The sequence below is a fragment of the Micromonospora sonchi genome (genome assembly GCF_014646235.1).
GTDB classification, from domain to species: domain Bacteria; phylum Actinomycetota; class Actinomycetes; order Mycobacteriales; family Micromonosporaceae; genus Micromonospora; species Micromonospora sonchi.
The window spans coordinates 1-10,697 of the sequence record NZ_BMNB01000058.1 but is presented as its reverse complement, the minus strand read 5'-3'; the positions used below and the strand labels follow the sequence as shown (position 1 = coordinate 10,697).

Here is a 10,697-nt window from a genome sequence, read left to right as displayed (position 1 = left end):
CCTCACCCTCATGGATCAGGCCCAACAAAATGTGTTCCGTACCGATGTAGTTGTGGTTGAGCATCCGGGCCTCTTCCTGGGCCAGGACGACAACCCGTCGCGCTCGGTCGGTGAACCGCTCGAACATGCCCTCGTGCTCCTCACGTGCCGTGCGCACTCGATCTTGGTGGTCAAGACTCTCGGCGGGGCCGGTGCGCGAGCGCCCGGGACGGGCGTCCGCGCCTCATTACTCTATCGCCGCGAACCGACTCGGCTGACCTCGTGTGTCTGTGCCCGAGGCCCGATACGCGTCGTTTTGCACAACCATCCACGCTCAGCGGCTGTTCCGGGGGTGGTGGCTGTACGCGCAGAGCGAAATTCCGGTCGGCAGCCGCAGGCCGCCGGGACGGCGCACGGAAGGGTCCCGGCGGGTGGACGGCGTCCCGCTGACGCTGTCCACAGGCTGTGGACAAGACATCCACCGGCTGTGGATAACGCCCGCCGCATGAAAAAAGTTCCGACCCGACCCCGGACGGGGCCGGTGCTGGCGATGCAGGCGGGCACCGGAATCGGTCGGGGCCACCGCAACGGGACGAAGGATGCGTCCCGGCCCAGAGACGACGATGCCGGCCCGGGTGCACCCGGGCCGGCACGCTGGAATCAGCGCCGAGTCAGTGACCGGCCTTGGCGTGGTACTCGTCGACGATCTCCTGCGGGATCCGGCCCCGGTCGGAGATGTCCTTGCCGGCCTTGCGCGCCCAGGCCCGGATGGCCTTGTTCTGCTCCCGGTCGGCGGTGGCACCACCTCGACCGCGGGCGGCACGACCGCCCACGACCACACCACCCCGGCCGACCTTGCTGCCGTGGGCGATGTACTGGGCAAATACGTCGCGCAATTTCTCGGCGTTCGAACTCGACAGGTCGATCTCGTACTGGACGCCGTCGAGCGCGAACTTGACGGTCTCGTCCGCGTCCCCGCCGTCCAGGTCATCGACCAGCTTGTGAATAATCTGCTTGGCCACGTCCCACATTCCTTTCCAGCAGGGCTACTACTGCCGACTGCGAGAGCAGAATAACCTGTGCGATGCTTGCCGCGTCAATAGGATGCGGTAACGAGCCGCTCAAGTTTCCCGCCGACTACTCAGGGCGCACCAACGGGAAGAGGATGGTTTCCCGAATTCCGAGGCCGGTCAGTGCCATCAGGAGCCGGTCGATTCCCATTCCCATGCCACCGGCCGGCGGCATTCCGTACTCCATCGCCCGGAGAAAGTCCTCGTCCAGCCGCATCGCCTCGTCGTCGCCGCGGGCGGCCAACTGCGCCTGGGCGACCAGCCGTTCCCGCTGCACGACCGGGTCGACCAGCTCCGAATACGCGGTGCCCAGCTCGAACCCGAGCACGTACAGGTCCCACTTCTCGGTCAGGCCCGGCTCATTGCGATGTCCCCGGGTGAGCGGGCTGGTCTCCTCCGGGTAGTCCCGCACGAAGGTGGGCGCCTCCAGCCCCGGTACGACCAACTCCTCGAACAGCTCCTCGGCCAGCTTGCCCGGCCCCCACTTGGGATCGGCCGCCACGCCCACCTTGTCCGCGTACTCGACCAGGCGGACCCGTTCGGTGTGGACCGTGACCTCCTCGCCGAGCGCCTCGGAAAGCACGCCGAACAGGCTCACCGAACGCCACTCACCGCCCAGGTCGAACTCGCGACCGTCGGCGTGGGTCACCACCGTCGAGCCACCGACCGCGAGCGCCGCCTGCTGGACAAGATTCCGCGTCAGCTCGGCCATGATGTTGTAGTCGCCGTACGCCTGGTACGCCTCAAGCATCGCGAACTCGGGCGAGTGCGAAGAGTCGATGCCCTCATTACGGAAGTTGCGGTTGATCTCGAAGACTCGCTCGACGCCGCCGACCACTGCGCGCTTGAGAAACAGTTCCGGCGCGATTCGCAGATACAGTTCAGTGTCGAGTGCATTGCTGTGGGTCACGAAAGGGCGGGCCGCCGCTCCACCGTGCAGCAACTGGAGCATCGGAGTCTCCACCTCGATGAAGCCCTGCCCGTGCAGTGAATCGCGCAGGCTGCGCACCACCGTGGCCCGGGTGCGGACCATCTGGCGTGCCTGCGGACGCACGATCAGGTCGACGTAGCGCTGCCGGACCCGGGCCTCCTCGCCGAGCGGCTTGTGCGCCACCGGCAGCGGACGCAGCGCCTTGGCCGTGACGGCCCACTGCTCGGCCAGGACCGACAGCTCGCCCCGACGGCTGGTGATCACCTCGCCGGTCACGCCCACGAGGTCACCCAGGTCGACCAGGCGCTTCCAGTCCTCCAGCCGCTCCGCACCGACGCGATCAAGCGAGAGCATCGCCTGGATCTCGGTGCCGTCACCGTCCCGCAGGGTGGCGAAGCAGAGCTTGCCGGTGTTCCGTACGAAGATCACCCGACCGGTGACCGAGACGCGATCGCCGGTCGCGGTGTCGGTGGGCAGATCCGCGTAGCGCTCCCGCACCTGCGCCAGCGTGTTGGTACGCGGGTAGCTGACCGGGTACGGCTCGACGCCGTCGGCGAGCATCCGCTCCCGCTTCTCCCGGCGGATCTTCATCTGCTCGGGAAGATCGTCGGCGGGGTCGACTGGCACGGGGCTCTGCTGGGTCACGGCACGCTTCCTCGGCGGGAGAATTCGGGTGGGGACAGGCCCCCGAGCGTACTCAAGCCCCCAGCCGGCCGTTACCGGATAACCCGCCCGTCATGACCAACCCCACCCATGCCCTCTCATTCGGCGTGGCCCAGCCACCCCAGACCACCCCGCAACGGACGGGTGGCGCTGGCCCACCGAGGGTTTCCGGGCCGCCCGACCGGCGCAGGGATCAAGCCTGACCGCCCGGAGCCGGTCGGGCGGCCCGGAAACCCCCATCCCAACAGCGTCACAGATTCCGCTCATACACCATGCGCAGCCCGATCAACGTGATCATTGGCTCGTGGTGCGTGATCGTCCGGCATTCGTTGAGCACCAGCGGCGCCAGTCCGCCGGTGGCGATCACGGCCTTCAGCTCCCCCATCTCGCCCGCCATCCGCTCGACGATCCGGTCCACCTGCCCGGCGAAGCCGAAGTACAGCCCCGCCTGGAGGCACTCGACGGTGTTCTTGCCGATCACCGACCGGGGTCTGGTCGCCTCGACCTTGCGCAGCTGGGCGGCGCGGGCGGCGAGCGCGTCGAAGGAGATCTCGATGCCCGGCGCGAACGCCCCGCCGAGGAACTCACCCCGATCACTGATCACGTCGAAGTTCGTGGTGGTGCCGAAGTCGACCACGATCGACGGCCCGCCGTAGAGGGTGTACGCGGCCAGGGTGTTCACCACCCGGTCGGAACCGACCTCCTTCGGGTTGTCGATGGCCAACTGCACCCCGGTGCGTACTCCGGGCTCCACGATCACGCTCGGCAGTTTGCCGTAGTAGCGGGTCAGCATGGTCCGCAGCGAACGCAGGGCGGCCGGTACGGTCGAGCAGGCGGCGACACCGGTGATCTCGACAGCGTCCCCGGCGAGCAGCCCTCGGAACTTCAGGCCCAGCTCGTCGGCGGTCGAGCGGGCGTCGGTCTTGATTCGCCAGGAGTGCACCAGCTTGTCGCCGTCGAAGGTCGCCAGCACGGTGTTGGTGTTCCCGATGTCGATGCAGAGCAGCACGCCCGCAGCCTAGACGGCCGGCTGCGCCCCGCTCACTGGTGTACGCAGGTCCAAGGCGATGTCCAGGATCGGCGAGGAGTGGGTCAGCGCCCCGACGGAGAGGAAGTCGACGCCGGTCGCGCCCACCGCCGCGGCGTCGGCCAGGGTCAGCCCACCGGTCGCCTCGAGCTCGGCCCGGTCGCCGACCGCCGCCACCACGTCGGCGAGCATCGCCGGAGGCATGTTGTCCAGCAGGAGGAACGTCGCCCCGGCCTCGACCGCCTCCACCGCCTCGGCGAGCGTGTCCACCTCCACCTGCACCAGCACGTCGGGGAAGGCCTCCCGGACCCGCCGGTAGGCGGCGGCGACGCCGCCCGCGGCGAACTTGTGGTTGTCCTTGATCATGGCGACGTCGTGCAGGCCCATCCGCTTGTTCGTGCCGCCGCCCGCCCGGACCGCGTACTTCTCCAGCGCGCGCAGGCCCGGAGTGGTCTTGCGGGTGTCGAGGACCATCGCCTTGCTGCCGGCCAACGCGTCCGCCCAGGCCCGGGTGTGGGTGGCCACGCCGGACATCCGGCAGAGCAGGTTGAGTGCGGTCCGCTCGGCGGTCAGCAGCACCCGGGTGGGGCCGGTCACCGTGGCGAGCACGTCACCGCGGGCCACCCGCGCACCGTCGCGGGCCAGCACCGACACCTCGAGCGTACGAACCATCCCGGTCAGCTGGGCAGCCAGCTCGAAGACGGCTGCGGCGACGCCCAGCCCGGCCACCACGCCGTCGGCCCGGGCCACCACGTCGGCGGTGTCGGTCTGTGCCGCCGGAATGGTCGCCACGCTGGTGACGTCGAGCAGTTCCGGGCCGAGATCCTCGACCAGGGCGGTCTCGATGATCCGGCGCACCTGGTCCGGGTCCAGCCCGACCTCGCGCAGCCCCCGCTGCCGCTCCGCCGTCAGGCACCACTGATCCGCTCGCTGACGCCTGCTCATGCCGGCACTCCGCTACGCTCCGCGCCGCCATGAGGCACCACCGCACCGCACCGATGATTCGCTCGCTGACGCCTGCTCATGCCGGCACTCCGCTACGCTCCGCGCCGCCATGAGGCACCACCGCACCGCACCGATGATTCGCTCGCTGACGCTCGCTCATGGGGTCTCCTCCCAGCAGGTGGTCAACCGGCCGTGTGCCCCGATCGCGCCGACCAGGTGGCCGCGCCACCGTTCGTCGGCCGTGGGGAAGTCCTCCCGCCAGTGGCAGCCCCGGGTCTCCCGCCTGGCGTACGCGGCGGTGACCAGCGCCGCCGCCACCGTGAGCAGATTCGTCGCCTCCCAGTCGGCGGTGCGGGGGGTGCCCCGCCCGGTGCCCAGTTCGACCAGTTCGGCCGCTGTCGCGTCGAGGGTCGCGGACGAGCGGAGCACCCCGGCGCCACGGGTCATCGCCCGCTGCAGGCTCGGCGTGGTCGCCGCCGGCACCACCCAGCCCGCGCCCCCACGCCACGCCCCGGTTTCCGCCGGGCGGGCCTGCTCGGGCAGACCGGACGCGATGTGCTCGGCGATCCGCCGGGAGAAGACCAGCCCTTCCAGCAGCGAGTTGCTGGCCAGCCGGTTCGCACCATGGACGCCGGTGCAGGCGACCTCACCGCACGCGTACAGCCCGGGAATGGACGTCCGGCCGTGCAGGTCGGTGCGGACCCCGCCGGAGGCGTAGTGCGCGGCCGGCGCGACCGGGATCAGGTCCTCACCCGGGTCGACCCCGATCGCCCGGCACGAGGCGACGATGGTGGGGAAACGCCGGGCCAGGAAGGTACCGCCGAGGTGGCGGGCATCGAGGTGAACGTGTTCGGCACCGGTGGCCAGCAGTACGCGGTGGATGCCCTTGGCCACCACGTCGCGCGGCGCCAGTTCGGCCAGTTCGTGCTGGCCGAGCATGAACCGCTTGCCGTCAGCGTCCACCAGGTGTGCGCCCTCGCCTCGCAATGCCTCCGACACCAGCGGCTGCTGGGCATGGCCGGCGCCCGGCACGCGGGCCTGTTCCGGCACGATCAACGCGGTCGGGTGGAACTGCACGAACTCCACGTCGGTGACTGCCGCGCCGGCACGCATGGCCAGCGCCACCCCGTCGCCGGTGGAGACCGCAGGATTGGTGGTCGCCGCGAAGATCTGGCCCATCCCGCCGGTGGCCAGCACCACCGCCCGGGCCAGCAGCGCACCGACCCCGTCCTCGCTGCCCTCACCGAGGACGTGCAGGGTCACCCCGCACGCCGGGCCGAGCCCGTCGGGGCCGTCGCCCGGAGCGCGGAGCAGATCCAGCACCAGCGCGTGCTCGACAAGACGGATCCAAGGGTCGCGGCGAACCGCCTCATGCAGGGCCCGCTGGATCTCCGCCCCGGTCGCGTCACCACCGGCATGCACGATGCGATCGGCCCGGTGCCCGCCCTCCCGGGTGAGCATCAGCGAACCGTCGGGATGACGATCGAACTCGGCACCGAGGCGCATCAGCTCCCGCAACCGGGTCGGGCCCTCCTCCACCAGGACGCGTACCGCCGCAGGGTCGCAGAGGCCGACCCCGGCGATCTCGGTGTCGGAGGCATGCATCCGGGGGGTGTCCGCCGGGTCGAGTACCGCGGCGACGCCGCCCTGCGCCCAACGGGTCGACCCCTCATCGATGCTGACCTTGGTGACCACGGTGACGTGCAGTCCGGCCTCGCGCAGGTGCAGCGCGGCGGTCAGTCCGGCGACCCCGGAGCCGACCACGATCACGTCGGTGCTCTCCACCCAGCCGGGCGCCGGGGCGGCCAGCAGGTTCGGCACTACCGGCAGTCCGCTGGTCGGTGACTCCATACCTGACAGTCAACCCGAAGGGATCTCCGCTCGGGCGGCCGGGGCGGGACGAGTGGTTCCCGCTACTTCGTCCGCAACGGCAGGCCGGCTCGACCGGCGTCCCTGAGCGACCCGGTCACGGCCCGGTCGCTGAGCCACAGGTAGCAGCGGACCCCCCGGTCACCGGCCCGCCACCGCCCGGCGCCGGGCGGACGCACCACCACGTCGCTGCGGAACACCAGGTGGGCGTCGTCCGGTACGCGCGCGTACCGGGCGAGGACGGATCGGCAGCCGGCGTAGACCGCAGCCCAGTCGACGCCACGCTTCGGGTACGGCCGGTCGGGTGAGGCCCACACCCCCGCGAACTCGGCGTCGTGGCGCTCGGCGCAGTCCACCGGGATTAGCGCCTGCACCACCCCATTGCGGTCGGTACGCGTCTGCTGGCAACCCAGGCGTAGCGCCGAGGGCACACGAAGGGCGTCGCGCAGCGAGCCGGTGCGCATCACGACCTTGGCTCCCACGTCGGCGGTGGTGACTTCCAGCAGGTCGCAGCGGTACCACCGCGACCCGGCCGCCCAGCCCGGCCCGGAGGGCACCGCCACCGCCAGGCGCAGCCGCCCGGCCCGCCAGTTGTCGCCGACGTAGCCGGTGGCCCGGGTGTCGCAGTCGGCGAACGCCGTGCGCATCTCGGTCGACGCGCTCGCTGGCGGCTCGCTCCGCCCGCCCGCGAAGGAACCCACGTGTACGGTCTCCACCCGATGCGGTACGGCACAGTCGACCGGCGCGTAGGCCGCGACGGGAACCACGTCGGCGAAGTCCGCCTCGTGACACACCTCGACAGCCGGGGTGAACGGGCCGGGCGGCGGCAACACCGCCCAGTCGTCGACCAGGTCGCCGTCGAGCCCGCCGGTTCCGGCGCACCCGGCGAGCAGCGCTCCCACCGCGAGGGCCGCGATCAGGCTTCTCGTCGCACGCTGCATGACGCCGCCTCCCCCAGCCAGCGACCGTCTCCCGACGGCACCTTCAGAGTAACCAGAAATGACCTTCCGGTGACAGACCGGAATCGCGGCGCACGGTGCGGCAGGTGTTAAGAGGGGGCCCCTCCTATGCACGAGGCGTTAAAAAGGGGCCCTTCCTTACACGGAAAGCGGGTTGGGGAGGGGGGTGCCGGCGGTGTTGGGAGCGGCGGTGGACGGGTCGGCGTTCAACTCGACGACCTTGTTGTCGGCGTCGACGTGCACCACCCGCGGGCGGTACGTGCGTGCCTCGACGTCGTCCATCTGCCCGTACGAGATCAGGATGACCAGGTCGCCCGGGTGCACCAGGTGCGCGGCGGCGCCGTTGATGCCGATCACGCCGCTGCCCCGCCGCCCCGGGATCACGTACGTCTCCAACCGGGCTCCGTTGGTGATGTCCACGATCGCCACCTGCTCGCCCGGCAGCAGGTCGGCGGCGTCGAGCAGATCCTCGTCGACGGTCACCGAGCCCACGTAGTGCAGGTCCGCCTGGGTCACCGTGGCTCGGTGGATCTTGGACTTCAGCATGGTGCGGTACATCGAGACGCCTTTCGCACGTACGGGTCGGAAGGTCAGCGGGTCGGGTCGAGCCGGACCGGGGCGTTGTCGATCAGTCGGGTACCGCCCACCCAGGCGGCGACGAGCAGCCGGGCCGGACCACGGACCGGCCCCGGCGCCAGGTCGGAATCGGTGAGGACCAGGTAGTCGAGTCGGGCACCGGGCTCGCCGGCACCGAAACAGGCGTGCGCGGCGGTCAGCACGGCCCCGGCGTCGCGGCCCGCCTCGGCGGCCTCGACACCGGCGCGCAACGCCCGGGACAGGCGCAGCGCCACCTCCCGCTCGCCGGCGGAGAGGTAGCGGTTGCGGCTGGATCGGGCCAATCCGTCCGGCTCCCGGGCGGTGGGTACCCCGACCACCTCGACCGGCACGTCCAGGTCCCGGCACATCCGCCGGACCAGGGTCAGCTGCTGGTAGTCCTTCTCGCCGAAGAAGGCCAGGTCGGGCCGGGTGAGCTGGAGCAGCTTCAGCACCACGGTGAGCACCCCGTGGAAGAAGCCCGGCCGGCTCAACCCCTCCAGGTCCTCGCCGAGCTGCCCCGGCTCGACCCGCACGGTCGGCTCACCGTCGGGGTACATGTCCGCCGCCGTGGGAGCGAAGACCAGGTCCGCGCCGGCCCGCCGGCACAGCTCAAGATCCGCATCGAGGGTACGCGGGTACCGGTCGAAGTCCTCGTTCGGCCCGAACTGCAACGGGTTCACGAAGATCGTGACGATCACGTGGTCGGCGCGCTCGCGGGCGGCCCGCAGCAGCGTCTCGTGCCCCTCGTGCAGGGCGCCCATGGTCATCACCACGCCCACCGTGCCGGTGAGCGCCATCCGGGCCCGGGCCAGCTCGGCTCGGGTGTGCACCAGCTCCGGCACGACCGGTGTGCGCTGGGTGTCACGTGCTTCTGCAGCGGTCATGCCGCCACCTCCGTGTGGTCCCGGTGCAGGACGCCGAGCAGTGGCTCCGCGTCCATCGGTCGCAGCCGGCCGGCCGCCACCGCCCGATCGGCGGTGCGTCGTGCCAGGGCCAGGTAGGGGGCGACCGACTCGGGCGCCGCGGCGGCGAGCCGCGCCAGGTGTCGCTCGACGGTGCCCGCGTCGCCCCGGGAGACCGGGCCGGTCAGCGCGTCGTCACCGAGGCGCAGGGCGTTCTCCAGGGCGGCGCGCAGCAGCGGGGCGAGCACCTTCTCCGGCTCCCCCACTCCGGCGTCGCGCAGCCGGTCGGCCGCCTCGTTCACCAGGGTCACCAGGTGGTTGGCGCCGTGCGTCAGCGCCGCGTGGTAGAGCGAGCGATCGTTCTCCTCGATCCACTCGGGCACACCGCCGAGTTCGACCACCAGCCGGGCAGCCAGCGGACGCAGTTCCGCCGGGGCCGTCACTCCGTACGAGATGCCGGGCAGCCGGCCGAGGTCGTCGGGCGTACCGGTGAAGGTCATCGCGGGGTGCAGCGCCAATGGGCGCGCACCGGCCGCGGCGGCCGGGGCCAGCACCGCCAAACCGTGCGCCCCGGAAGTGTGCGCGACCACCTGGCCCGGACGCAGCGCGCCGTCGGCGGCCAGCCCGGCGACCACGCCCGCGAGCGCGTCATCCGGTACGGCGATCAACAGCAGATCGGTGGCGGCCCGCGCCACCGCCACGGCCGGACGGCGGGAAACGGTGGGTAGCAGCAACGCCAGCCGGGCCCGGGACGCCCCGGAAAGCCCGCTGGCGGCGACCACCCGGTGGCCGGCGGCCGCCAGTGCGGCGCCCAGGGTGGCACCGACCCGGCCGGCGCCGATGATGCCGACGGTGAGCGTCGTGCGGGTGGCGACCGGGCTCACCGGCACGGTCGCGGGCCGACGGGCGGCCGGGTGGGTGCACAGCGGTGCGCTCATGTCACGATCCAGTCCTCGAGATGGGTACCGGTCGGGGCAAGTATGCGTCGCTGGCACGGATCCGAAACAAGGATGTGTGAAATCGTTCACCAGCGACCGGAGGGGACCATCCGATGCATCTGCCCTGGCGGGACGCGATGGAGCAGGCGCTCTACGGGCCCTCGGGCTTTTTCGTCTCCGGTGCCGGACCGGCGGCGCACTTCCGTACCAGCGTGCACGCCTCCCCGGTCTTCGCCTCCGCTCTGCTCCGGTTGATCGACCAGCTCGACGGCGCCCTCGGCTTTCCCGCCCGGTTCGACGTGGTCGATGTGGGGGCGGGGCGGGGGGAGCTTCTTCGCGCGCTGTCCGCAGGGGTTTCCGGGGAGCCGCGGTCCACGCCGGTCGCGGTGGTTCCGCTCGCGGAGCGGGTACGGTTCACCGCCGTCGAACTCGCGCCCCGCCCCGACGACCTCCCCGAGCACATCGCGTGGGTGCACGAGATCCCCGCCAACATCACCGGCCTGCTCCTGGCCACCGAATGGCTCGACAACGTCCCCCTGAACGTCGCCACACACACCGGCGACTGCTGGCGCTACATCCTCGTCGACCCCACCACCCGAGCCGAGACGACAGGTGATCAAGTCAGCCCAGAGGACGCCGAATGGCTGGACAAGTGGTGGCCCCTGCCCGTCGACGGCGGCCCGGATGCGCTGCCGCCCGAGGAGGAACTGATCGCGGCCGAACCGGTGACGAACGGTCCGGCCTCGACCGGGTCGGGTTTCCGGGCCGCCCGACCGGCGCAGGGATCAAGCCTGACCGCCCGGAGCCGGTCGGGCTG

11 protein-coding genes are annotated in these 10,697 nt (G+C 71.3%); 1 reads left to right on the top strand and 10 read right to left on the bottom strand.

All coding sequences use genetic code 11. The features are described from left to right. The 10 genes from IEY61_RS30420 to IEY61_RS30375 all read right to left on the bottom strand — a co-directional run. On the bottom strand, positions 1–127 hold a 127-nt coding region (locus IEY61_RS30420; RefSeq protein ID WP_146605600.1), incomplete at its 3' end, for a Clp protease N-terminal domain-containing protein. A 523-nt stretch (positions 128–650) separates the two neighbouring features. Then, entirely contained in the window at positions 651–1,001 is a 351-nt protein-coding gene (locus tag IEY61_RS30415) for a histone-like nucleoid-structuring protein Lsr2 (protein WP_189050708.1), read from the bottom strand. Positions 1,002–1,116: 115 nt separating this feature from the next. Further along, positions 1,117–2,625: a lysine--tRNA ligase gene (lysS, locus tag IEY61_RS30410; protein ID WP_189050706.1), complete on the bottom strand. Its 1,509-nt coding sequence runs from the start codon at positions 2,623–2,625 to the stop codon at positions 1,117–1,119. A 268-nt stretch (positions 2,626–2,893) separates the two neighbouring features. Then, positions 2,894–3,652 carry a type III pantothenate kinase gene (locus IEY61_RS30405; RefSeq protein ID WP_189050704.1) on the bottom strand — a complete coding sequence of 253 codons (759 nt, stop codon included), beginning with the start codon at positions 3,650–3,652 and terminating at the stop codon, positions 2,894–2,896. 9 nt (positions 3,653–3,661) lie between these two features. Then, positions 3,662–4,615, bottom strand: a complete 954-nt coding sequence (gene nadC / locus IEY61_RS30400; protein WP_373293247.1) for a carboxylating nicotinate-nucleotide diphosphorylase — start codon at positions 4,613–4,615, stop codon at positions 3,662–3,664. Between the two features lie 156 nt (positions 4,616–4,771). Next, positions 4,772–6,466 carry an L-aspartate oxidase gene (locus tag IEY61_RS30395; protein ID WP_189050702.1) on the bottom strand — a complete coding sequence of 565 codons (1,695 nt, stop codon included), beginning with the start codon at positions 6,464–6,466 and terminating at the stop codon, positions 4,772–4,774. A gap of 62 nt (positions 6,467–6,528) precedes the next feature. Further along, a complete protein-coding gene (locus tag IEY61_RS30390; protein ID WP_189050700.1) occupies positions 6,529–7,425 on the bottom strand; it encodes a septum formation family protein in 897 nt (298 codons plus the stop codon). A 156-nt stretch (positions 7,426–7,581) separates the two neighbouring features. Beyond that, entirely contained in the window at positions 7,582–8,001 is a 420-nt protein-coding gene (gene panD / locus IEY61_RS30385; protein WP_189050698.1) for an aspartate 1-decarboxylase, read from the bottom strand. Between the two features lie 32 nt (positions 8,002–8,033). Further along, on the bottom strand, positions 8,034–8,882 hold the full coding sequence (gene panC / locus IEY61_RS30380; protein WP_189050710.1) for a pantoate--beta-alanine ligase: 849 nt from the start codon (positions 8,880–8,882) through the stop codon (positions 8,034–8,036). Positions 8,883–8,920: 38 nt separating this feature from the next. Continuing rightward, positions 8,921–9,880, bottom strand: coding sequence for a Rossmann-like and DUF2520 domain-containing protein (locus IEY61_RS30375; protein ID WP_189050688.1), 960 nt, complete (start codon positions 9,878–9,880; stop codon positions 8,921–8,923). A gap of 113 nt (positions 9,881–9,993) precedes the next feature. Between IEY61_RS30375 and IEY61_RS30370 the strand changes: the two genes are divergently transcribed. Next, a partial coding sequence (locus tag IEY61_RS30370) for an SAM-dependent methyltransferase (RefSeq protein ID WP_189050686.1) occupies positions 9,994–10,697 on the top strand: 704 nt, incomplete at its 3' end.

Coding starts and splice junctions, on each gene's coding strand:
- panD (WP_189050698.1), bottom strand. CDS start 8,001: ATGTACCGCACCATGCTGAAGTCCAAGATCCACCGAGCCACGGTGACC.
- IEY61_RS30390 (WP_189050700.1), bottom strand. CDS start 7,425: ATGCAGCGTGCGACGAGAAGCCTGATCGCGGCCCTCGCGGTGGGAGCG.
- IEY61_RS30395 (WP_189050702.1), bottom strand. CDS start 6,466: ATGGAGTCACCGACCAGCGGACTGCCGGTAGTGCCGAACCTGCTGGCC.
- nadC (WP_373293247.1), bottom strand. CDS start 4,615: ATGAGCAGGCGTCAGCGAGCGGATCAGTGGTGCCTGACGGCGGAGCGG.
- IEY61_RS30375 (WP_189050688.1), bottom strand. CDS start 9,880: ATGAGCGCACCGCTGTGCACCCACCCGGCCGCCCGTCGGCCCGCGACC.